At 72.3% G+C, this 20,178-nt stretch carries 25 protein-coding genes and 1 tRNA gene; 11 read left to right on the top strand and 15 right to left on the bottom strand.

Translation table 11 applies throughout. The features are described 5' to 3' along the window. The first annotated feature begins 67 nt into the window (after nucleotides 1-67). The 4 genes from IEY12_RS07920 to IEY12_RS07905 are packed head-to-tail and all read left to right on the top strand — an operon-like array spanning nucleotide 68 to nucleotide 3,406. Entirely contained in the window at nucleotides 68-1,027 is a 960-nt protein-coding gene (locus IEY12_RS07920) for a DUF4129 domain-containing protein (protein WP_188882135.1), read from the top strand. Next, nucleotides 1,024-1,650: a DUF7269 family protein gene (locus tag IEY12_RS07915; RefSeq protein ID WP_188882133.1), complete on the top strand. Its 627-nt coding sequence runs from the start codon at nucleotides 1,024-1,026 to the stop codon at nucleotides 1,648-1,650. The genes IEY12_RS07920 and IEY12_RS07915 overlap by 4 nt, the downstream gene beginning before the upstream one ends. Beyond that, nucleotides 1,647-2,912 carry a DUF58 domain-containing protein gene (locus tag IEY12_RS07910; RefSeq protein WP_188882125.1) on the top strand — a complete coding sequence of 422 codons (1,266 nt, stop codon included), beginning with the start codon at nucleotides 1,647-1,649 and terminating at the stop codon, nucleotides 2,910-2,912. The genes IEY12_RS07915 and IEY12_RS07910 overlap by 4 nt, the downstream gene beginning before the upstream one ends. After that, entirely contained in the window at nucleotides 2,909-3,406 is a 498-nt protein-coding gene (locus tag IEY12_RS07905) for a DUF7519 family protein (RefSeq protein WP_188882123.1), read from the top strand. The genes IEY12_RS07910 and IEY12_RS07905 overlap by 4 nt, the downstream gene beginning before the upstream one ends. On the opposite strand, the gene IEY12_RS07900 is transcribed toward IEY12_RS07905, so the two are convergent. Next, a complete protein-coding gene (locus IEY12_RS07900; RefSeq protein WP_188882121.1) occupies nucleotides 3,403-4,353 on the bottom strand; it encodes an AAA family ATPase in 951 nt (316 codons plus the stop codon). The two genes, IEY12_RS07905 and IEY12_RS07900, sit on opposite strands and share 4 nt — an antisense overlap. Nucleotides 4,354-4,479: 126 nt before the next feature. Here IEY12_RS07900 and IEY12_RS07895 point away from each other — a divergent pair. Further along, a tRNA-Ser gene (locus IEY12_RS07895) sits at nucleotides 4,480-4,564 on the top strand. A gap of 82 nt (nucleotides 4,565-4,646) precedes the next feature. Here IEY12_RS07895 and IEY12_RS07890 read toward each other — a convergent pair. The 3 genes from IEY12_RS07890 to IEY12_RS07880 all read right to left on the bottom strand — a co-directional run bounded on the left by IEY12_RS07890 (nucleotide 4,647) and on the right by IEY12_RS07880 (nucleotide 7,146). After that, nucleotides 4,647-5,012 carry a DUF7522 family protein gene (locus IEY12_RS07890; protein ID WP_188882111.1) on the bottom strand — a complete coding sequence of 122 codons (366 nt, stop codon included), beginning with the start codon at nucleotides 5,010-5,012 and terminating at the stop codon, nucleotides 4,647-4,649. Nucleotides 5,013-5,112: 100 nt separating this feature from the next. After that, a complete protein-coding gene (locus IEY12_RS07885; RefSeq protein ID WP_188882108.1) occupies nucleotides 5,113-6,639 on the bottom strand; it encodes a 2-isopropylmalate synthase in 1,527 nt (508 codons plus the stop codon). 162 nt (nucleotides 6,640-6,801) lie between these two features. Next, a complete protein-coding gene (locus IEY12_RS07880; protein WP_188882106.1) occupies nucleotides 6,802-7,146 on the bottom strand; it encodes a DUF192 domain-containing protein in 345 nt (114 codons plus the stop codon). 86 nt (nucleotides 7,147-7,232) lie between these two features. Here IEY12_RS07880 and IEY12_RS07875 point away from each other — a divergent pair, with 86 nt between their 5' ends. From IEY12_RS07875 to IEY12_RS07860, 4 genes are all read left to right on the top strand, one after another. Next, nucleotides 7,233-7,919 (top strand): DUF7097 family protein, encoded by a 687-nt coding sequence (locus IEY12_RS07875; RefSeq protein ID WP_188882104.1) that lies wholly within the window; start codon nucleotides 7,233-7,235, stop codon nucleotides 7,917-7,919. Between the two features lie 152 nt (nucleotides 7,920-8,071). After that, entirely contained in the window at nucleotides 8,072-8,887 is an 816-nt protein-coding gene (locus IEY12_RS07870; protein WP_188882102.1) for a hypothetical protein, read from the top strand. Nucleotides 8,888-8,962: 75 nt separating this feature from the next. After that, on the top strand, nucleotides 8,963-9,514 hold the full coding sequence (locus tag IEY12_RS07865) for a GMP synthase subunit A (protein WP_188882100.1): 552 nt from the start codon (nucleotides 8,963-8,965) through the stop codon (nucleotides 9,512-9,514). 6 nt (nucleotides 9,515-9,520) lie between these two features. After that, on the top strand, nucleotides 9,521-11,458 hold the full coding sequence (locus IEY12_RS07860; RefSeq protein WP_188882097.1) for a DUF2070 family protein: 1,938 nt from the start codon (nucleotides 9,521-9,523) through the stop codon (nucleotides 11,456-11,458). 303 nt (nucleotides 11,459-11,761) lie between these two features. Here IEY12_RS07860 and IEY12_RS07855 read toward each other — a convergent pair whose 3' ends face one another. The 8 genes from IEY12_RS07855 to pth2 form a co-directional block, all read right to left on the bottom strand. Then, nucleotides 11,762-12,004, bottom strand: coding sequence for a DUF3194 domain-containing protein (locus IEY12_RS07855; RefSeq protein WP_123074204.1), 243 nt, complete (start codon nucleotides 12,002-12,004; stop codon nucleotides 11,762-11,764). 7 nt (nucleotides 12,005-12,011) lie between these two features. Continuing rightward, nucleotides 12,012-12,395 carry a prefoldin subunit beta gene (locus tag IEY12_RS07850; RefSeq protein ID WP_123074203.1) on the bottom strand — a complete coding sequence of 128 codons (384 nt, stop codon included), beginning with the start codon at nucleotides 12,393-12,395 and terminating at the stop codon, nucleotides 12,012-12,014. A gap of 157 nt (nucleotides 12,396-12,552) precedes the next feature. Continuing rightward, entirely contained in the window at nucleotides 12,553-12,819 is a 267-nt protein-coding gene (locus IEY12_RS07845; protein WP_188882094.1) for a KEOPS complex subunit Pcc1, read from the bottom strand. A gap of 18 nt (nucleotides 12,820-12,837) precedes the next feature. After that, complete coding sequence (locus IEY12_RS07840; protein WP_123074201.1) at nucleotides 12,838-12,972, bottom strand: DNA-directed RNA polymerase subunit P; 135 nt, start codon at nucleotides 12,970-12,972, stop codon at nucleotides 12,838-12,840. 2 nt (nucleotides 12,973-12,974) lie between these two features. After that, nucleotides 12,975-13,262 carry a 50S ribosomal protein L37ae gene (locus IEY12_RS07835; RefSeq protein ID WP_188882091.1) on the bottom strand — a complete coding sequence of 96 codons (288 nt, stop codon included), beginning with the start codon at nucleotides 13,260-13,262 and terminating at the stop codon, nucleotides 12,975-12,977. A gap of 51 nt (nucleotides 13,263-13,313) precedes the next feature. Then, nucleotides 13,314-14,036 carry a DUF2103 domain-containing protein gene (locus IEY12_RS07830; protein WP_188882086.1) on the bottom strand — a complete coding sequence of 241 codons (723 nt, stop codon included), beginning with the start codon at nucleotides 14,034-14,036 and terminating at the stop codon, nucleotides 13,314-13,316. 69 nt (nucleotides 14,037-14,105) lie between these two features. Then, nucleotides 14,106-15,446 (bottom strand): tRNA pseudouridine(13) synthase TruD, encoded by a 1,341-nt coding sequence (gene truD, locus IEY12_RS07825; RefSeq protein ID WP_188882083.1) that lies wholly within the window; start codon nucleotides 15,444-15,446, stop codon nucleotides 14,106-14,108. Continuing rightward, the gene (pth2, locus tag IEY12_RS07820; protein ID WP_188882081.1) at nucleotides 15,446-15,784 is read right to left on the bottom strand and encodes a peptidyl-tRNA hydrolase Pth2; all 339 of its coding nucleotides are present in this window, start codon (nucleotides 15,782-15,784) and stop codon (nucleotides 15,446-15,448) included. Before pth2 ends, truD begins: the two co-directional genes overlap by 1 nt. Before the next feature lie 90 nt (nucleotides 15,785-15,874). On the opposite strand from pth2, the gene dcd reads away from it, so the two are divergent. Together dcd and IEY12_RS07810 are read left to right on the top strand one after the other, a co-directional pair. After that, entirely contained in the window at nucleotides 15,875-16,483 is a 609-nt protein-coding gene (gene dcd / locus IEY12_RS07815; RefSeq protein ID WP_188882079.1) for a dCTP deaminase, read from the top strand. Next, complete coding sequence (locus IEY12_RS07810) at nucleotides 16,484-17,383, top strand: thiamine-phosphate synthase family protein (protein WP_188882068.1); 900 nt, start codon at nucleotides 16,484-16,486, stop codon at nucleotides 17,381-17,383. On the opposite strand, the gene IEY12_RS07805 is transcribed toward IEY12_RS07810, so the two are convergent. The 3 genes from IEY12_RS07805 to IEY12_RS07795 form a co-directional block, all read right to left on the bottom strand. Further along, complete coding sequence (locus IEY12_RS07805) at nucleotides 17,380-18,210, bottom strand: DUF7551 domain-containing protein (RefSeq protein WP_188882064.1); 831 nt, start codon at nucleotides 18,208-18,210, stop codon at nucleotides 17,380-17,382. The two genes, IEY12_RS07810 and IEY12_RS07805, sit on opposite strands and share 4 nt — an antisense overlap. A 132-nt stretch (nucleotides 18,211-18,342) precedes the next feature. Continuing rightward, nucleotides 18,343-19,128: a 4-phosphopantoate--beta-alanine ligase gene (locus IEY12_RS07800; protein ID WP_188882062.1), complete on the bottom strand. Its 786-nt coding sequence runs from the start codon at nucleotides 19,126-19,128 to the stop codon at nucleotides 18,343-18,345. 56 nt (nucleotides 19,129-19,184) lie between these two features. Then, nucleotides 19,185-20,051 (bottom strand): pantoate kinase, encoded by an 867-nt coding sequence (locus IEY12_RS07795; protein WP_188882060.1) that lies wholly within the window; start codon nucleotides 20,049-20,051, stop codon nucleotides 19,185-19,187. Nucleotides 20,052-20,178 lie beyond the last annotated feature (127 nt).

Raw genomic sequence — 20,178 nt, 5'->3', positions numbered from 1 at the left:
CCTGCTCCATGCGGTCGAGTCACACGATGTCGACAGGTCTAATTATAACGCGGGTAACAACTGACCCGTGCACCGCGCCCTTCGCGCCCTCCTCGTCGTCGGGGTCTGCCTGCTCGCGCTCGGGCTGGCCGCGGCGACCATCACCGACCCGACCACCACCGGCGTCGGCGGCAACGGCGGCAGTGGCGGTCTCGGTGGCGGTGGCGTCCTCGGCAGCGAGCAGAACGCGAGCGGTGCGTCCGGCGGCGGCCCGCCGCCGATTCCGGTCGGGACGTGCGTCCCCGCGCTCCTCACGTGGCAGTTCAAACTCGGCGTCCTCCTCGCCACGCTCCTCGTCGGCGCGCTCCTCGTCTATCGCTACGACTGGCTGACGCTGGTCGCCGTCTACGGCGTCCTCCTCCTCCCCGGCCTCGTCGCCTACGCGCTCCTCACGAACTGCGGCCCGCTCGACTACCCCACGCAGCAACCGCCGCCCGTCTCGACGAACGTCTCCAGCACCCCGCTCCCCTTCACCGGGAACGGCTCCGGCGGCGGCGGGGCCGTCGGCGCCGTCAGCACGCCGCCCGCGCTCGCGCTCCTCCTCGTCGGTGCCGTCCTCGTGCTCGCCGTCCTCCTCCTCCGCGCCAGCGGCGACACCGACGCGACCGCCGGGTCGGACGACCCCGCGACCACCGACGACGACGCGCCCGACGAGGAGACGCTCACGGACGTCGGCCGCGCCGCCGGCGCGGCCGCCGACCGCATCGACGACGCCGGCACCGACGCCGAGAACGAGGTCTACCGCGCGTGGCGCGAGATGACCGCCCTGCTCGACGTCCCCAACCCCGAGTCGAGCACGCCCGAGGAGTTCGCGGCCGCCGCCCGCGACGCCGGCATGGCCGCCGAACACGTCGACACCCTCACCGAGCTGTTCAACGACGTCCGCTACGGCGGCGCGGCGGTCGACGACGAGCGTGCTCGGCGCGCCCGCGACGCGCTGCGCGCCATCGAGGCCGCCTACGGCGACGACGGGGGTGATGGGGCGTGAACGGTCGCCGCCTCCTCCCGCTCGTCGGCGTCCTCGTCGCCCTCGGCGGCGCCGCGGCGGCGTTCGTCCCCGGCCTCGTCGCCGGTATCACCCTCACTACCGCCGCCATTACCGTCGTCGGCGGCGTCGCGCTCCTCGTCGCCTACCTCGTCTACCGGGACGCGCGCGCGACACGCGCCGCCGTCCGCCGCCCCACGACGCCCGACGTCGAGACCCGCCGAGCGGCCGACCGACCCGGCCGCGACTTCGACCGGACGTACGCCAACGCGCGCGCCGGCACCCGCGTCAGTGCCCGCACCACCGCCCGGGAGCGCCTCCGTCGCCTCGCCGTCGACACCCTCGTCACAGCCGACGGCCTCACCGAAGCCGACGCCGAGGCGCGCCTCGAGGCGGGGACATGGACGGACAACCCGCACGCCGCCGCGTTCTTCGCCGCCGACCCGCCCGCCCCGCCGCGACGCCTCCGCCTCCGCGAACTCCTCGGGCGCGCGTCCGTCTTCGACGTCCGCTTCCGCCACGCGCTCGCCGAAATCGAGCGCATCGCCGGCCTGCACGACGACGGGTCCGGCGCGAGCGCTGACGCCGCCGGCGACGCGTCCGACCGCACGGAGGTGGCGCCGTGAGCGACCCGCGACGCACCGAGCGCTGGACGGGCGTCACCGCGCTCGCGTTCGCCGCCGCCGGCCTCGCCGCGATACTGCGCTCGCCCGCCGTCCTCCTCGTCGGCGCGCTCGCGGTCGCCGTCGCCGGCTACGCCGACGCCGCCGACGCCCCCGACCCCGCGCTCACCCTCGAGCGCACGCTCTCCGAGACCGACCCCGACCCCGGCGAGGACGTGCGCGTCACCGTCACCGTCACGAACGACGGCGCGTTCCTCCCCGACCTCCGCGTCGTCGACGGCGTCCCCGACGCCCTCGACGTGGTCGACGGCTCGCCGCGCGCCGCGAGCGCGCTCCGCAGCGGCCGCACGCTCACCTTCACGTACACCGTCGAGGCGACGCGCGGCCGCCACGAGTTCGCCCCGCTCACCGCCTACGCGCGCAACCTCCCGGGGTCGCTCGAACGCGAGACGCGCGTCGCCACCGAGACGGCGCTCACCTGCGTGCCCCCGCTCACCGTGATCGACGCGCCGCCGCTCCGCCCGCAGACGCTCCGGCGCGTCGGCCGCGTCACCACCAGCTCCCCGGGCAGCGGCGTCGAGTTCAACGCCGTCCGCGAGTACCGCCCCGGCGACCCGCTCTCGCGCGTCGACTGGCGCCGCCTGGCGCGCACCGGCGACCTCTCGACCGTCCAGTTCAGCGAGGAGCGCGCCGCGAGCGTCGTCCTCGTCGTCGACGCCCGCGCGCACGCCTATGCCACCGACGCGGAGGGGGTCGCCGCGCTCGAGCACGAACTGCGCGGCGCCGGCGACGTCGCCGCCGCCCTCCTCGACGCCGGCGACCAGGTCGGCCTCGCCGCCTACGGGCCGACGTGGACGTGGCTCGCGCCGGGGAGCGGGCGCGACCACCGCCTCCGCCTCCGCGAGCGCCTCGCGCTCGACGACGCCTTCCCGCCGAGCGACCCCGACGTGTCGACGGCGGACGCGCTCGCGTTCCGCCGCCTCCGCAAGAACGTCCCCCGCGACGCGCAGATCGTCCTCGCCACGCCCCTCCTCGACGGCACGAGCGCGTTCACCGCGCGCCGCCTCGAGAGCCACGGCTACCCCGTCACCGTGCTCAGTCCCGACGTCACCGGCCGCGAGAGCGTCGGCGGGCGACTCGCCGCCGTCGAGCGTCGCGGCCGCGTCCGCGAGCTCCGGAGCGCCGGCGTCCGCGTCGTCGACTGGGACCCGGTGACCCCGCTCGCCGTCGCGCTCGCCCGGACGGCCACGAGGTGGTCGCGGTGAGCGACCCCGTCGCGCGCGCGCCGACGCGACTCGGCGCGACGCTCGCCGTCCTCGCTGGCGTCCTCGGCGTCGCCGTCGCTGCCGTCGGCGGCCTCTACCCCGTCACGGCAGCTATCGCCGGGACGGCGGCGCTCGCGGCCGGCGTGCGCCGTGGCCGCCGCCGCGACCTCGCGGTCGGCGCGGTCCTGCTCGCGCTCGCCGCCGTCCTCCTCGGGGCCTTCGACGCCGGGCCGCTCCCCGCGCTCGCCGTCGCGGCCGCCGCGCTCTTCGCGTGGGACGTCGGGGAGAACGCGCTCTCGCTCGGCGAGCAACTCGGCGTCGAGGCGCGGACGCGCGACGCCGAACTCGTTCACGCCGCCGCGAGCGCCGGCGTCCTCGCGCTCGCCGGGGCCGCCGTCTACGGCGTCGCGCTCGGCGGCTTCGGGGGCCGGCCGGTCGGCGCGCTCGTCGCGCTCCTCGTCGGCGCGCTCGTCCTCGCGTGGACGCTGCGCTAGTCGACGGTCGGTACCGCGACGCGCTCGAGGACCGAATCGACCACGGACGCCTTCTCCGTCCCGCTCACCGTCGCGTCCGGCGTCAGCACGAGGCGGTGGGCGAGCACGGGCGTCGCGACGCGCTTCACGTCGCTCGGCGTGACGTACTCGCGGCCCGCGACGACGGCGTAGGCGCGCGCCGCCTCGAAGAGCCGCTGGGTGCCCCGCGGGCTCACGCCGACCTCGACGCGGCGGTCCTCGCGGGTCGCGCGCGCCACGTCCGCGATGTAGTCGAGGACGTCGTCCTCGACGCGGACGGCTTCGGGGGTGGTCTGGAGGTCGCGGACCCCCTCGATGGAGAGGACGCGCTCGACGTCCGGCGACTGGCTCGTCCGGCCGGCGCGCCGGCGCAGTATCTCGCGCTCGCCCTCGAGGTCGGGATACCCCACCGAGGACTTCACGACGAAGCGGTCGAGCTGGGCTTCGGGGAGTTGGAAGGTTCCCTCCTGCTCGACGGGGTTCTGGGTGGCGACGACGAAGAAGGGGTCGGGGAGGGCGTGCGTCTCGCCGTCCACCGTCACTTGGCCCTCCTCCATGGCCTCGAGGAGCGCGGCCTGCGTCTTCGGCGGCGCGCGGTTGATCTCGTCGGCGAGCACGACGTTCCCGAAGATCGGCCCCTCGTTGAACTCGAACTCGCGTTCGGCCTCGTCGAAGACGTGCGTCCCGATGACGTCCGAGGGCAGGAGGTCGGGGGTGAACTGGATGCGCGAGAACTCGAGGCCGAGCGCGCGCGTCAGCGAGCGCGCGGTCAGCGTCTTCCCCGTCCCGGGGACGTCCTCGAGGAGGACGTGCCCGCGCGCGAGCAGTCCGACGGAAACCGTTTCGAGAAACGACCGGTCGGCGACCACGGCGTCCGCGACGGCGTCCAGCACCGATTCGACGTCCGCACTCGCCTCCTCGACGTTCATGGTCTATGCGGTGACACGTATCACCATAGGGTTGCCGGTCGTTCGGACACGTCGGGGTCGACCCCGCCGCGTCGCTCGCCCGCGAATCGAAACGGCTAAAGTCGAACCCCGAATAGGGGGAAGTGAGCCGAGGTAGCCTAGCCTGGCCAAGGCGGTTGCCTCGAAAGCAACTGTCCATACGGACTCGTGAGTTCAAATCTCACCCTCGGCGTCTTCTGACGAACCCGCACGCGATAGCGACGGGTCCCTCGCTCGCATCCGGATAGCGGTCGCTCCGTGCGGCGCCGCCGGCGTCACGTCGCGCCGTCGAGGACGTCACGGACGGCGATCGCGACCTCCTCGAAGCGCGCCGTCGAGAGCGGGTCGGTCGTGACGAAGACGCCCTCCTCGCCGAGGATGACGCGCGTCAACGCGCCGTCCGCGTGGCTGTGGATGGTGTAGTCGTACGGCCCCAACTCGGAGTTCGCGCCGGTCTCCCGGCGTTCGAAGCCGCTTCGCTCGTTCTCCACGAACGACGCCAGGTCCGCGCTTCGCTCCAAGTCGTCGCGGAGGTAGACCTGTTCGTAGTCGTCTTCGGTGAAGTAGACGACGCTGCGCAACGAGTCGCCGATGGCGCTTCGACACGCGCGCGTCAGTTTCTCACTCGGTGGGTCGCTCATCCTGCATCACCATGCAGGGTGTTGGCACGCGACACGTAAAGTCGGTCCGGCGGACCGAGGGTGCCCCGTGGCGAGTCACCGACGTGCGTCGCGACTCGCGTCAGTCGTCGGCGGGGACGGTCTCCTCGTTCTCGACCTCGGGGAGGAGGCGGTCGAGCGCGTCCAGCACCGCCGTGACGCTCGCGACCGTGATGTCGGCGTCGCTCGCGGAGACCGACACCGAGCGGTCGCCGCGCGAGACCTCGACGTCGACCGTGACCACGGCGTCCGTCCCGCCCGTGATCGCGTCCACGTGGTAGGACTCGAGGTGGAAGGAGAACTCGGAGCCGAGCGCCTGGCGCGTCGCGGAGAGCGCGGCGTCGACCGGGCCGCTCCCCGTCCCTGCGGCCGTGCGCTCGTCGCCGTCAACGCGCACGCGCACGCTCGCCGACGGCGTCCCCGACCCGCTCGCCGCCGTCAGGTCGAGGAGCTCGACGCGGCGCTCGCGCGAGCGCCCGCGGACGTCCTCCGCGATGGTGAGGAGGTCCGCGTCCGTGACGCGACGGCCCTTCTCGCCCAGCGTCTTCACGCGCTCGACGACCGCCGCGAGCGCCTCGTCGTCGAGGTCGACGTCGTGCTCGGCGAGCGCCGCGCGGACGCCGGCGCGCCCCGCGTGCTTCCCGAGGACGAGGCGGCGCTCCCGGCCGACGGCCTCCGGGGGATAGGGCTCGTACATCCGCTCGTCCTTCAGGGTGCCGTCCGTGTGGATGCCGGACTCGTGCGCGAACGCGTTCTCGCCCGACACCGCCTTGTTCGGCGGGAGCGGGATACCCGTCGCCTCCGCGACGTAGGACGCGACCTCGTAGAGGTGCTCGGTCTCCATCGGCTCGACGTCGTAGCAGTGCCAGAGCGCGATCGCCATCTCCTCCAGGGCGACGTTGCCCGCGCGCTCGCCGATGCCGTTGATGGTGCCGTGCACGAGGTCCGCGCCCGCCGCGATGCCCGCGAGCGCGTTCGTCACCGCGAGCCCGAGGTCGTCGTGCGTGTGCACGCCGACCGGGCCGTGCTCGGCGAGGCGACTGACGCCCTCGTAGACTTCCTCCGGGGAGGCGTGCCCGACCGTGTCCGCGAAGCAGAAGCGGTCCGCGCCCGCCTCGAAGGCGGCCTCGGCCTGCGCTTCGAGGTAGTCGTAATCGGCCCGGGACCCGTCCTCGCCGATGACCTCGACCCAGAGGTCGTTCTCCTTCGCGTACGCGACGAGCTCGCTCGTCTTCTCGACGACCTCCTCGCGCGTCGAGCCGACCTTCCCCTCGACGTGCCGGTCGCTCGCCGGAACGACGATGTGGACGCCGTCGACGCCGCAGTCCATCGCGAGGTCGACGTCGCGCTGGACGCCGCGACAGAAGCTCGTGATGCGCGCGTCGAGGCCGAGGCCCGTGACGCGCCGGATCGTCTCGCGCTCCGCCGCGCTCGTGCAGGCGCTCCCGGCCTCGATGGCCGCGACGCCCGCGTCGTCCAGTCGGCGGGCGATACCCGCCTTCTGGTCCGCGCTGAGGGAGACTCCGGGCGCCTGCTCGCCGTCCCGGAGCGTCGTGTCTAGGAACTGTACGTCGCCGTCGCTGAGGGTGTCGTTCGAGAAGAAGTCCATCGAGAACTCGCTGGTTGTGTTCGGGGTTTCGTTACCGTCGGATTTCACGGCCAGCCGCCTTGCGGCGACTTCCTCTATCCTCCGACGACTGTGGTGTCGTCATCGTGTCTGCACGAATACGCCCGAACTACATAAACCGGTCGGGTCCGACACGAACGACCGTCAGGGTTCGACGCGAACCCTGTCGCCGACGCGGACGCCGTCGGCCCGGCCGGCCGGGAGTTCGATCAGCCGGTCCGCCTCCGCGCTCGCGAGGCCCGTCCACGCCGCCAGCGTCTCCACGCGCTGGACCTCCTCATCGACGAGCCAGAGCACGTCGATGGCGAACGGGACGAAGACCATGTGGACGCCCCGGCGTTTTCGCCCCCCGAACTCGAAGACGAGCGCGTACCCGTGCGGTATCGAGCGCCGGAACATCAGCCCGCGCGCCCGCGAGAGGACGGAGTCCGCGACGTCGACGTCGCTCGCGAGGACCGACTCGCCGCCGCGCTCGTGGACGACTCGCACGTCCACCGAGAGGCGACGCGACGGCTTCACGCTTTCCGTCCGGCGCACGGGAAGCGCTTTTGGCGCCGCGACGCGAGGCGACGCGTGTGAAGAAGACGCCGACCGGGACCGCCGTGGGCGTCGACGACCCCTACGAACACGCCGGGGTCTGCGACCACGTCACGGGCGACGGAAAGTGCCGCTACGCCTTCGACTTCCCCCAGCACGACCCCGCGTTCGCCGACCGGCGCGCCGCCGACGACTACCGCTGTCCGGTCGCGGCCGACGACGCGGCGTGGCGCGACTGCCCGCACTACCGCTCGACGGCGAACGCGGGGCCGGGTGACACGGCCGAGAGCGACGGCCACGAGTGCGCGCGCTGCGGCCTCGCGGAACGCCGGAACGCCCACGACGACAGCCGCCCGCTCCTCGAAGAACACCATCTGGCGTATGCGGACGAGCGACGCGAGTCCGCAGACGAAGCGAGCGCTGGAGGCGCGAGCAACGCCGGCGAACGTAGTGAGCCGGCAGAACACGCGAACGGTGAAACCGTGAGCAGTACGGACGAGCGAAGCGAGTCCGCGGACGAAGCGAGCGGCGACGACGGCGTCAGCCACGAGATAACCGTCACGCTCTGTCGGTGGTGTCACAGCGCCGTCCACGACTCGTGGGCGCGCATCGACGACGACGCGAGCCCGTCCGCCGAGGCGCTCGCCGAAGCGGAGGGCCGACGCAGCGACGAACTCGACGAGCTCGGCTTCGAGACGGCGGCTACGCGGTTCCGAACGGAGTGAGGAACCGCGACGAGAGCGAGCGCTGAAAGCGCGAGCCACGCAGGCCGAACGGGGGGCGGCGACGCGTCGCGGGCCGCGAGAGCGACGATACCGACACGCGACTGACGCGGACGACGTATTGATGCCGCTTCGCTCCCGCCCTCCCCCCGAGCATGAGCCAGAGGCGCGACCGGTTCGAGCGCGGCGTCCGCGAACTCTACGGGCGGGCGGTGCGCGTCCCCCTGCCGGACCCCGAGGCCGAGCGGACGCACTACGAGAACATGACGCGCGTCGCCGACGGCCGGGACCGGCAGGCCGCGTTGCTCGCCGACCCGGACGCCCCGCTCTCGGCGGCGCTCGACTACCTCGTCGACGAGATGGGAAACGGCTTCGAGCACCGCCTCCGCCGGCTCGTCGGCGACGACTACGACGGCGTCGCGGACGCCTACGCCGCCGGCGAGCGCGACGACTGGGTCGGCGAACTCGCCGTCTATTACCGCGAGTGCCTCCACCGTATCGAGGAGCACACCGCCGTCGACGACCAGGTCTGCGTGCTCGTCGTCCTGCGCTATCCCGACTCGTTCACGGTGAACTTCTGCTTCGCCGAGGGCGCGCTCCCGGAGGGCGGCGTCCGCTTCGAGTCCCCGACCCACGCCGGCGTCGACGCCGACGACGAGTACGCCGAGCGCTACTACGCGGAGAGCCAGTACGCCCAGCGCGAGGCCGCCGACTACGTCCGCGAGGGCGGCGATGTCGTCCGGGAGCAGTTCCCCGACCCGGGGACGACGCCGCTCACGGAACGCGGATACGGTGGCTTCACCTACATGACCGGGCGGCGAGACGACGTCTTCGCCGACCTCCTCGAACCGGTCGCGCCCGACCCCGAGCGCTTCGCGGACGCCGTCGACGCGCCGTGTCTCGTCCCCGAAGGCCCCGAAGCACGGCGCGTCCGCGAGACTCACCTCCCGGACGCCGACGTCGTCGCCTAACTCCCGTCGGACGGTCGGCTTCCGCTCCGACGGGACTACGAGGACTTTTTAGGCCGACGCACTCTACCGTGAGCCATGACTCGAATCGCCGTCGTGGACAACCACGGCCAGTTCACGCATCTGGAACATCGCGCCCTCCGCGACCTCGGCGTCGACACCGACCTCGTCGACAACGACACCGCGCCGAGCGACCTCGCCGCGTACGACGGCCTCGTCCTCTCCGGCGGCCCCAGTATGGACCGGACGGGCCGCTGCGACGAGTACCTCGACCTCGACGTGCCGATCCTCGGTATCTGCCTCGGCATGCAGTTCATCGCCGCCGAATACGGCGGCGAGGTCGGCGGTGGCGAGTACGGCGGCTACGCCGACGTCACCGTCGAAATCGTCGAGGCGGACGACCCGCTCGTCGGCTCGCTCGCCCCCGAGACGCGCGTCTGGGCGAGCCACGCCGACGAAGTGAAAGCGGTCCCCGACGGCTTCACGCGCACCGCCACCAGCGACGTCTGCGACGTCGAGGCCATGAGCGACACCGAGCGCGAGCGCTACGGCGTCCAGTGGCACCCCGAAGTCGCCCACACCGAACGCGGCGACGTCGTCTTCGAGAACTTCCTCGCGCGCTGCGAGTAAGCGCCCATGACCGAGACGCAGGGCGACCTCGCGGCGCTCTCCCGGTTCATCTTCCGCGCCCCGAACTGGTACGTCAGCGTCGGCTTCAGCCTCCTCGTCGCCGCGCTCGCGGGTATCGGCGCCTTCGACGCCTCCTACATCCTCGAGGACGCCTGGCAGGGCGTCTTCTACATCGGCCTCCCCACCGTCGCCGCCAGCCTCCTCACCACGCCCGTGGACCGGTGGCTCGACGGCCAACTCACCTACAACCGCTCCTCCCTGCTCGCCCTCTGCTGTGAGCTCATCGTCATCGCGCTCCTCGCCGTCGCCAGCGTCATCGCCGTCCTCACGAGCCTCGGCCAGAACTTCGTCTTCGACGTCCTCATCGCCGCGCTCGCGCTCATCTTCGCGCTGCGTCTCCTCGTCGTGCTCGCCGTCTCGCGCAACAGCCTCCCGCTCGCCGCCATCCCCGCGAGCATCCAGACCGCCACCGCCGGCCTCCTGCTCTTCGTCTACAGCGGCGCGATGCGCTACGTCTACCAGGGCGGCGGCCCCCTCTTCACCGCCCTCCTCTCGCGCCCCCAGAGCGCGCCCTCCCGGCTCCTCCTCATCACGCCCGACGACCTCCTCCTCCTCGTCGGCATGAGCGCCCTCTACGCCCTCGTCGCGTACGGTTTCGTCCGCACCGTCGACCGCCCGTGGCGCCAGAGTCTCGGGGTGTCGGGTCTCGACTTCCTCCGCGGGTTCATCGGCCACATCGCCGAGGGCTCGCGCGAACTCGAGGACTTCTTCGAGCAGATCGGCGAGGACGCAATCGTCCCCGTCACCGTCCTCTCCTTTCGTCGCCTCGGCGGCGCTGAGAGCCAGCGAAGCGACGCCGAACGAGCGAGCGGAGCCAGCGGCGAGCCCGACGGCGACGAGAAAGCGCGCTTCGTCCTCCCGATGATCCACCCCGGGCCGATGGGCGAAATCGGCGGCGGCAACCTCCCCCAGCGCATCGCCGAGACCGCAGACGGCCTCGCCTTCCCCCCGCACGCCACCGCCGGCCACGACTTCAACCTCGTCACCGAGCGCGAAGTCGACACGCTCGTCGACGCCGCCGAGCGCGCCGCCGCGAACGTCGAGTACACCCGTGACGCCACGCGGAGCACGCGCGTCCAGCGCGGCGACGCGAGCCTCATCGGGCAGGGCTTCGGCGACGACGACGCGTTCATGGCCGTCACGTTCGCGCCCGCGTTCGCCGACGACATCGAGTACGCCGTCGGCCTCGCCGCCGCCGCCGAAGCGCGCTGCGCCGGCCTCGGTGACGTCCTCCTCGCGGACGCGCACAACTCCAACAACGGCCTACAAGGCGAGGACCTCGGTCACGTCGTCCCCGGCTCGCATCGCTCCTTCAACCTCATCGAGGGCGCCGGCGACCTCGGCGAGGCGCTCGCCGACGCCGACACCGCCCCGCTCGAACTCGGCACCGCGTGGGACCGCACCGTCTGGACGCCTACGGAAGGCATCGGGCCGCTCGGCGTCCGCGTCGCCGTCACCGCCGTCGACGGCCAGCGGACGTGCTACGTCCTCGTCGACGGCAACAACATGGAGCCCGGCCTCCGGGACGCGCTCGTCGACGCGCTCGTCGACGCCCACGGCTTCGCGCGCGACGCCGTCGAGATCATGACGACCGACACCCACATCGTCAACACCGTCAAGTCCGAGAACCAGGTCGGCGACGCCCTCGATCAGGACGCCCTCCGCGACGTCGTCCTCGACCTCGCCGGCGACGCCGTCGCCGACCGCGAACCCGTCGAGGCCGGCGTCGCCACCGAGCACGCCGAAGTTACCGTCTTCGGCAACGACCGCACCGAGACGCTCGCCAGCCACGCCAACGCCGTCATCGCCCTCGGGAGCGTCCTCGGCGCCGTCGTCGTCGCCGTCACCGTCCTCATCAGCGCGCTCATCTTCTTCCTGACGTAGGACTTTTTTGCCGTGATGACGAGAGAGCCCGCTCTCTCGAACCACACCGCTCGCGACAAAAACCTCCACTAAAAAGGCCGCGAGCGCCGGCGGCGCTCGCGGTGGATGCGTCGCAGTTCCGCACCCACTGCATCGCCCGCGTCCTGGAGTGAGGGTTCTTCAGCGATGACGGCACCACCCCCGTACGTGTAACCGAGCGACCGCGCGGCGGCCCCGCGAGACACCGCCGCGCGACCCACCGAGGCCGGCCGTTTCGCCACACCTCCGGCTACGCGGGCCGTGAGAACCGGAAGAACGGAGGGGCTACTCTTCCGCCGCGAAGAGGTCGTCGACCGCTTCTTGGCCGACGCGTGCCGCCTCGTCCGCGAGTTCGTCCGCCTCGACGTCCGCCTCCGGCGCGTTCAGGTAGACGTCCATCGTGAGGACGCCGTCCTCGAACGACACCGCGACGTCGAGGTCGCGAACGTCCGACTGTTTCACCCGCGAGAAGATGTAGCCCTCTGCGGCTTCCGCGGCGGTCTGAACGACTTCTTCGTCACTCGGCATGGGTGGCTTACGCGCCGCCCGCGCCGGGACCGCCCATCATGCCGCCCGCGCCGCCGAGCATGTCCTGAAGCTCCTCCTGGAGCTCCTCGAACTGGCTCTCCACGCGCTGCTCCTGCTTCTCGAGGGACTGCACGCGGATCTCGAGGTTGTCGACCTTGTCCTCGAGGTCGGCCTGCGCCTCCTCGTAGTCGGTCTCGACGAGCAGCTCGCCGACCTCGCGGTACATAACGGTGTCACCGTCGATGTCTTCGAGCTCCTCGAGCGCCGTCTCGGCCTCGGTGAGCTGGGTCTCGGCCTGCTGCTTCTGCGTCGCGACAGTCTGGGCCTTCTCCTGAAGGTCCTGCAGCTCCTCGAGCTTCTCCTGTGCCTCGGGCGGAAGGTTGCCCTGCATGCGTGGATGGTGCACGCCCGGAGGTAAAAACCCCCGCTTTGCGTTCCGTCGCGCCCCGTCAGCGGGCGGGCTCGTCGAGGCGCTGAGAGACGGCGTCGTCGGCTCGGGCTGTGGACTCGTGTCGTCGCGACGGACCCGACCCACGAGAGCCCACGACCTAGCTGTGTTGGGTCGCCGTGCGCCGCCCGGTCTCGTAGGTCGATTCGGCGACGCCGACGAGCGTCGTCCACGTGTTCACGCCCGCCCGGAGCGCCGTCAGGTCCGCGCCCTCGACGGTGACGCGGACGGTGTCGCCGTCGCGCTCGACGGCCGCGTCCGTCCGGTCGCCCTCGATGTCGCCGGCTTCCACGCGAACCGCGCCGTACACGGCTGCCGCTACGCGGGGCGTGTCGTAGGAGAAAACGAGGGACGTCCGATGTGTCATTGTCCCCCTCGTGTCGACTTACTGGACGTCGACTTCCTTGACGTCTCGGCTCCGCTCCTTCAGCAGGACGCGGTGCCCGCAGTAGGGGCACCGGACGCCGCCGTAGGCGTCGAGTTCGACGTCGCGCTTACAGCGGGAGCACTTGTAGGACATGCTTACGCCTCGGTCTCGTCCTCGGCGAGCGCGGTCCGGATGGAGCGCGTGACGGCCTCGCCACCGGGCGTGGAGGGGCGGTACGCGCCGCCGGCGTACTTGTAGCCGCACTTGCCGCACTGCCAGATGCCCGTGCCCTTGCGGTCGACGGCGTCCGTGCCGCAATCGGGACAGGTGTGGTCGTCGTTCGTGTCGCTCTCGATGTCGCTGACGCGGCGTCGGGCGACGCGACCGTAGCGTGCACCGAACCGGCCCGCGCTTCCGGTGTTACTGGAGCCCTTGCTGGCCATGATATCGACCACTAGCCCCAGCGCGCACATAAGCCCTGCGAGTCGCGTCTCCTATCGGTCGAGGTCCGCGTCCGCGAGCGCTTCGTTCAGGTCGTCGCGCACCCGCTCGCCGGTCTCGCGGTCCATCGCCGTCGTGACGACGCGGTTCTCCTGCACGCTCGACCCGTCGCGGATGAGGAGGCGGACGTTCCCGTTCGCGTCCGCGCGCGTCACCTTCGCGCGGACGCCGCCGCGAGCGCCCGAGCCGCCCGCCTCGATGGGGCCGGGAATCACCTTCTTCACGTGCGGGTGCGCGGCGACCTCGCGGATGGCGCGCTGGCCGACGCGCCCGCCGATGAGCGTGCTGTGCGTGCCGCCGATCTTCTCCGCTGGCGCCTTCTCCACGACGTCGAGCTCGCGCTCCCCGCGGCGTTCGAGGACGGCCGCCACGGGGTCGTCCTCGGGGACGCGGTAGACGGTGTAGTGGAGGTCGGCGCGCACCGCCTGCACGACCGACCGGTCGCCCGCGACGTACACCTCCTCGGGGCGCTTGCGGCGCACCTCGTCGGCGATCCGGCCCGCAAAGTTCCGCAGGCGTCGCCCCTCGAGGTCGGCGTCCTCCTCGGGTGTGGTGGCGATGTCCGTCCGGCCGACGACGTCGTCCTCGTCGAGGAACGTCAGCGTCGCGTGGTCGGGGTCGGCGTGCACGACGACGGTGTCCGCGTTGCGGGTCTCGCAGACCAGGCAGTAGTCGCCCGGTTTCTCGAGAGGCGTCCCGCAGCGCGAACACTCCATACCGCCGGGAAGGCGACTCGGACGTAAAACCCGTGTGGGTTCAGTGGGGGTCGGTGCGGGTGCGAGCGCTCAGAGGTCGAGCGGGCCGGCCTTGAGGTACTCGCGCAGGAGCACGGTCGCGTAGCTCCCCTTCGGGAGCGCGAAATCGAACGTCAGCGGGTCGCGCGTGACGTCGAGGTCCGTGGTGAGGAGGATCGCGCGCCGCGTCCCCGTGGAGTCGAACGCGCCCGGGAGGTCGAAATCGCCGGGCTCGACGCCGACCGTCTCGCAGACCCCGCGCTCGATCTCCCCGGGTTCGCCGTCGCCGAACTCGGTGTCGGTGCCGACGAGGGGCGCGGTGACGAACGCGCGCCCGCGCTCGACGTGGCGGTTCACGACGTCGACCCGCCGCCCGGTGACGCGCTGGCGGCGGTCCGTGTCGGGGAGGACGGGGTCGCCGTCGTCGTCGGCGAAGCAGACGACGTCGCCCTCGACCGCTCGGTCGAACGGCAGGCCGCGCTCGAGGCGCTCGGAGAGGATCAGGTTGAAGACGTAGGACTGGGCGGCGTGCACGAAGAGGCGCTGGAGGTTCGACGGGAACGTCTCGAGGGCCTCGCGGAAGTCCCCCGCACTCCTTCCGCCGTTCTCCGCGAGCGTGTTCAGGACGGCGCGCTCGTAGCGCAAGTGGCGCGGGAACGCCTCGATGGCCGCGCTCCAGTCGCGCTCTTCTTCGACGCGCGCGCGGGCCTCGCGGGTCTCCGGCGGTTCGTGCTCGGAGGGGTTCCCGACGTACGTCATCACGGCGTCCTCCCACTCCCCCCGGAGGACGTGGAGGCCGACCTCGTGGGTGATCGCGCGATAGCTCCCGAAGCGCTGCTGGCCGAAGTAGTTCGGGACGCCGACGGTCGTGCTCGTCCCGGCGTCGCCGTCACCGCAGTCACCGCCGAACGCCGCGAGTTCGTCGGTGACCGCCGCCACGGGCTCCGAGTCGGCGTCGCGGACGACGATGGTGAAGTCGTTCCCCCGGAGGTCGCCGAAGCGGATGGGGCGGCCGGCGCGCCCCACGACGTCGAGTTCCGCGTTCGAGACCTCGGGGAGGTCGTCGGCGGCGACGCCGCGCACGCTGAAGAGCTGTGTGGTGACGGCGTTGCGGTCCTTCGTCCCCGCCCACGAGACGCGCTCGCGGCTGATACCGAGCTTGTTCGAGAGGTCGCGCGCGAAGCCGTTCGTGTCCCAGTTCGTGAGCGTCGCGCGGAAGACGAGGTGCGGGTAGTCGCCGGTGTCGGCGTCCGCGGGTTCGGTGTCGAAGGCCTCGAGTTCGCGCACGCGGAAGTCGGCGGCCGACTCGCGCAGCGACCCGCCGGTGCCGGGCGCGTCGCTCGCGTAGTACTCCATGCCGACCGCGCGCTCGAGCGGGTGGGCCTCGCGCATCAGTAGAGCGAGAGGTCGCCCGTGACGGCGTCCACCTGATTGCCGGGCGCGGGGCCGACCGCGCACGTCGTCGCGGTGCCGGGTTCGAGCTCGGTGCGGCCGGCGTCCCGGACGATCGCGCTCGGGAGGCCGGCGCGCCGCGCCTCCTCCGCGACGCCGAGGAGTTCGTCCTCGGAGCCGACCTTCACGACGATCTTCGGCTGCCCGGCGTCCTTCCACGCGCGGACGGCGTCGGGGTCCGCTTTCTCGGCCGCCTGGAGGGCGGCGTGAGCGACCTGCGCGGCGAGCTTCCCCCGCCCCATCCCGAGGTCGGTCCGGGCGGCGATGACCTGCTTCATACCGAGAGACGGGGGTCGCGCGGACATAGGCGTGGCGACCCGCGCCCCGAGAGAGGGTCGTTTAACAGCCAGCGGCTCCTCGGGTCCGATATGATACTCTCCGACGCCGACCTCCTCGACCGGATGGAGGCCGGCGACCTCGTCGTCGAGCCGCTCGACGACCCCGAACTCCAGATACAGCCCGCGAGTATCGACGTCCGACTCGGCAAGCGCTTCCTCGAGTTCCAGCACGCGAACATCCCCTGCATCCACCCGACCGACGAGACCGAGGTCGAGGAGTACGTCGACGAGACCTACATCGAGGACGACGAGGAGTTCATCCTCCACCCCGGCGACTTCGTCCTCGGGACGACGAAGGAGCGCGTCGAAGTCCCGCCCGACCTCGTCGCGCAGGTCGAGGGGCGCTCCTCGCTCGGCCGACTCGCCATCGTCGTGCACGCGACCGCGGGCTTCATCGACCCCGGATTCCGCGGGAAGATCACGCTCGAACTCTCCAACCTCGGTACCGCGCCCGTCGCGCTCTCGCCCGGCATGCGCATCAGCCAACTCGTCTTCACGGAGCTCGCGACGCCCGCCGACCGGCCCTACGGGAGCGGGCGCGGCTCGAAGTATCAGGATCAGGACGGCCCGCAGGCCTCGCGCATCCAGGGCGACGAGGAGTTCGGCGGCGACCAGCACGACCGCAGGGGTGGGCGCTAGATGCGCTTCCTCGAAGAGGTCGTCGTCGAGGAGTTCCTCCCGACGTATCGCTCGCTGCTCGCGGCGGCGCTCCGCGAGCGCGGTCTCACGCAGCAGGCGGTCGCCGATCTTCTCGGTGTGAGCCAGAGCGCGGTCTCGAAGTACGCGAAGGGCGACGTCGGTGTTCGCGACGCCATCGCCGACGATGAGCGCGTGCAGGCGCACGTCGCGGAGGTCGCGGACGGCCTCGCGGACGGCACGCTCTCCCGGGTCGGCGCGCTCGCGGAGGCCGAAGCGCTCGTCCGCGACCTCGAAGCCCCCGGGGACGTCCTCGCGGACATCCACGCCGAGCAGATGCCGGAGCTCGCGGGGATGGACGTCGACTTCCGGGGGACGGGCGAGGACGCCCTCCGCGAGCGCGAGCACGTCCTCGCAGACGTCCGTCGCGGCGTCCGCCTCCTCGAGCGCACCTCGGGGTTCGCGACGCTCATCCCGGCGGTCGGCTCGAACCTCGTGGAGTGTCTCGCGGACGCCGAGACGCCGGAGGACGTCGCGGGCGTCCCGGGGCGCATCTTCGACGTGATGGGGCGCGCTGAGGTCCCCGCCGACCCCGAGTTCGGCGTCTCCGAGCACGTCGCGCTCGTCCTGCTCGCCGCCCGCGACGCGGGGAGCGACGCGCGAGCCGCGCTCAACGTCGCGTACTCCGAGGAGACGATAGCGGCGCTCGCCGAACGCGGGCTCTCACCCGTCGAGTTCCCGGCGGAGGCCGAGGACCTGCGCGCGGAGATACGCGCGGTCGTCGACGCGAACCCGGAAGCGCGCGTCCTCTACCAGACCGGCGGCTTCGGCGTCGAGCCGAACGTCTACGTGCTCGGCGACGACGCGCCCGACGCCGTCGCGGCCGTCCGCGACCTCCTCTAGGGCGCGGCGACGCGGAAGAGCCCGCGCGGCTGGTGGCGCGTGCGGTCGGCGAGCGCCACGCGGAACCCGGGGCGGTCGCCCTCCACCGGCGTGAACTGGACGTCCGTCCCCGGACGCCGCCGCAGGAGCTCGACGGCGACGGGGAGCGTCAGCACGTGCTCGCGCTGCCCGAGCGCGTAGCCGTCCAACTCGACCGTGTACGCGCCCGCGTCGTCGGCGTCGTCCTCGACGCGATAGTCCTCGATGAGCCCGGCGTCCGCGACGCTCGTGAGGCTACTCACGAGGGCGTCGTCACGCCCGCCGGTTGGTGTGAGTCGGCCGGCCGCGCGGTTCAGCACGACCTCCTGTTCGTGGTCATCGAGCGTCGCGTCCAGCACCGCGCCCATGCTTCGCAGGAGGAGCAGACAGAGGTCGTCCGGGTCGGTGACGGTCTCGGCGGCGTCGAGGTAGGCGTCCATGACGGCGCGCTCGGCGTCGCGAAACCCACCCCCGGAGAGCGTCTCGAAGACGGCGGCCGCGACCTCGTGACAGAACTCGCTCCGCGAGGGTGACGCGGGCGCGACGACGTCGCGCTCGGCCGCCGGCGCGGGGAGCTCGCGGACGATGACGTCGTAGTGCGGGAGTCGCGGATCGTACTGGCGGAGCTCGTCGCGGTAGGCGTCGACGAGGTCGGCGGCGCGCGCGGCGCTCTCCCGGTCGGGGAAGCGCCGGTCGCCCGACGGTACGGGGCGCTCGCCGGTCCGGGCGCACGCGAGATAGTAGCGCCCGTCGCGGGTCGCGTGCCCGTCGAGACGCTGCCGTATCTCGTCGAGCGTCCGTCCGACCATCTACGCCACCTCCCGGATGCTGCTCCGACGCATATCTTTTAGGCTGGCCTAAAACAACTTAGCGGTTGCGGTGTGCGACGGTATCCCGCAACCAGCGTGCTCGTCCACCGCACACACCGTCTCGCCCGCGACTCACTCCGCTCCGTCGCGTCCCGCCTCCCCGTCGCGGTCGAGCGACCCCTCACGCAAGCGACGCTCCGCCGCCGCTAAGGCGGCCTCGCGGTCGAACCCCTCCACGATCGCCTCCAGTTCCTCCCGGGACGCCCCCCGGAGGTCGCGGGCCTGCGCCGCGATGTTCGGAACCGCGCGCACGACGTTGTCGATGATCGGCACCGTCGCCGTCTGCGCGCTCCGCGAGAGCGGGTTCAGGTCGATCACGACCTCCGTCTTCCCCATCTCCCCGAGCGCCTCCGCGCGGTCGCCGTCCTCCAGCGGCACGAGCACCACGTCCGCGTCGTAGATGCCGTCGGAATCCACCTTCGCGCGCTCGTGCGACAGGCCGGGGATGCGCGCGTCCGCCGTCACGCCCTTCACGTCCTCTGCGCCGTGCTCGCGCAAGTGCTCGGCGATCGCCCGCACCCGCTCCTCCGTCCGCCCGAAGAGGTTCACCTCGACGTCCGCGCCCGTCGCCTCGGCGAGGTCGACGACCGCCTCGGGCACGAGCGCCGCGACGTTCCCGTTCACGCTGATGACCGGGTGCTCCGCGAGCAGGAAGTGGGCCGCCGCGACCCGCTCGGCCTCCTCGGCGCTCGGAATCGTCTCCTCGCCCAGCAGGTAATCGAAGGCCTCGCCGCGCCCCTCCGCGATCAACCCCTGCTGGCTCGTGATCCCCTTCTCCACGCCCGCCTCGATGCGGTGGCGCGTCAGCAGTGACTGATACCGCGGGTGGTCCTCCGGGACCTCGACCTCGTCGCTCATACCCTCACTCGACGCGCTCGCGCCAAAAACGCCGCGTCTCCACGCCCGTAGTCAACCTACTCGCCGCGCTCGCCTGCACCGTTCGCTCCGTCCGCCGCAGTCAACCCCGCACCACCCGGGTGGACGCGCGTCGCCGCCGCGTCGTAGCCCGCGTCCGTCAGGCCGTGCCCGAGCGCGAACACCGTGTGGCCGAGCATCGCCATCGACGCCTCGCCACCCGCCTCCACGACGTCGTCGACGATGCCCGACACCTCGTCCGTCAGCAAGCCCGCCTGCTCCGCGAACCAGCGCGAGCGCTCGACGAACGTCGCGAGCGTCGGCTCCTCGCGGACCTCCTCGAGGGCCTGTACGCCCGCCGTCGAGAGGCGCGCCGTCGACCCCTCGAGCACGTCCGCCGTCGAGAGCTCGCCCAGCGAGACGTACTCGACGCGCGCGGCCGCCGGCACGCCGTCGAGCTCGCCGTGCGGCGGCGCGCCCGGGTCGAGACGCAGCGGCACGCCGCCGCGCGCCTGCGCGACGACGTCGCCCAGCCCCGTCCCGGCCTCCACCTCGCCCTCGTGTGCGACCCGCACGAGGTCGTTCTCCGTGCGCGCCGCGCCGAACACCTCGTTCGCCGCGAGCGCCGTCCCGAGCGCCATCCCGCCCGAGACGCCGAACCCCGCGCCGACCGGGAGCGCCGTCTCCGCCGCGACCGCCGCCGTCACGTCCAGCGCATCGAGGACGTACTCGACCGCCGGCACGGACGTCTCCCGGCCGTTCAGCGTCACCCGTCGCTCGTCCGCCCGCTCGACGCGGACGTCCACGCCGTCCGTCAGCGTCAGCCCCCCGCCCCGCGACCCCGCCTTCGCGGGCGTCGCCGCGCGGTGTACGGAGAAGAACCCCGTCACGTGCCCGGGGACGAACGCCGTCGCCTCGTCACTCATTGCGCCACCCTTCCGCACCGTCGCGGTTAAACGATTCGAGAAGCAGTCGTCCGCGCCCACGCGGTCGGCGAAACGGTACGGCGACACCGCGCGACGTGCGGCGTGTCCCTACTGGCTCGTCGACGTT

Source organism: Halarchaeum grantii (genome assembly GCF_014647455.2).
GTDB classification, from domain to species: domain Archaea; phylum Halobacteriota; class Halobacteria; order Halobacteriales; family Halobacteriaceae; genus Halarchaeum; species Halarchaeum grantii.
This window is presented reverse-complemented; position numbering and strand designations above follow the sequence as displayed.

Coding starts and splice junctions, on each gene's coding strand:
- IEY12_RS07900 (WP_188882121.1), bottom strand. CDS start 4,353: ATGAACGTCGAGGAGGCGAGTGCGGACGTCGAATCGGTGCTGGACGCC.
- IEY12_RS07810 (WP_188882068.1), top strand. CDS start 16,484: ATGCGCTTCCTCGAAGAGGTCGTCGTCGAGGAGTTCCTCCCGACGTAT.
- IEY12_RS07805 (WP_188882064.1), bottom strand. CDS start 18,210: ATGGTCGGACGGACGCTCGACGAGATACGGCAGCGTCTCGACGGGCAC.
- IEY12_RS07885 (WP_188882108.1), bottom strand. CDS start 6,639: ATGGACTTCTTCTCGAACGACACCCTCAGCGACGGCGACGTACAGTTC.
- IEY12_RS07835 (WP_188882091.1), bottom strand. CDS start 13,262: ATGGCCAGCAAGGGCTCCAGTAACACCGGAAGCGCGGGCCGGTTCGGT.
- IEY12_RS07840 (WP_123074201.1), bottom strand. CDS start 12,972: ATGTCCTACAAGTGCTCCCGCTGTAAGCGCGACGTCGAACTCGACGCC.
- truD (WP_188882083.1), bottom strand. CDS start 15,446: ATGCGCGAGGCCCACCCGCTCGAGCGCGCGGTCGGCATGGAGTACTAC.
- IEY12_RS07890 (WP_188882111.1), bottom strand. CDS start 5,012: ATGAGCGACCCACCGAGTGAGAAACTGACGCGCGCGTGTCGAAGCGCC.
- dcd (WP_188882079.1), top strand. CDS start 15,875: ATGATACTCTCCGACGCCGACCTCCTCGACCGGATGGAGGCCGGCGAC.
- IEY12_RS07865 (WP_188882100.1), top strand. CDS start 8,963: ATGACTCGAATCGCCGTCGTGGACAACCACGGCCAGTTCACGCATCTG.
- IEY12_RS07795 (WP_188882060.1), bottom strand. CDS start 20,051: ATGAGTGACGAGGCGACGGCGTTCGTCCCCGGGCACGTGACGGGGTTC.
- IEY12_RS07830 (WP_188882086.1), bottom strand. CDS start 14,036: ATGGAGTGTTCGCGCTGCGGGACGCCTCTCGAGAAACCGGGCGACTAC.
- IEY12_RS07855 (WP_123074204.1), bottom strand. CDS start 12,004: ATGCCGAGTGACGAAGAAGTCGTTCAGACCGCCGCGGAAGCCGCAGAG.
- pth2 (WP_188882081.1), bottom strand. CDS start 15,784: ATGAAGCAGGTCATCGCCGCCCGGACCGACCTCGGGATGGGGCGGGGG.
- IEY12_RS07850 (WP_123074203.1), bottom strand. CDS start 12,395: ATGCAGGGCAACCTTCCGCCCGAGGCACAGGAGAAGCTCGAGGAGCTG.
- IEY12_RS07870 (WP_188882102.1), top strand. CDS start 8,072: ATGAGCCAGAGGCGCGACCGGTTCGAGCGCGGCGTCCGCGAACTCTAC.
- IEY12_RS07860 (WP_188882097.1), top strand. CDS start 9,521: ATGACCGAGACGCAGGGCGACCTCGCGGCGCTCTCCCGGTTCATCTTC.
- IEY12_RS07845 (WP_188882094.1), bottom strand. CDS start 12,819: ATGACACATCGGACGTCCCTCGTTTTCTCCTACGACACGCCCCGCGTA.
- IEY12_RS07800 (WP_188882062.1), bottom strand. CDS start 19,128: ATGAGCGACGAGGTCGAGGTCCCGGAGGACCACCCGCGGTATCAGTCA.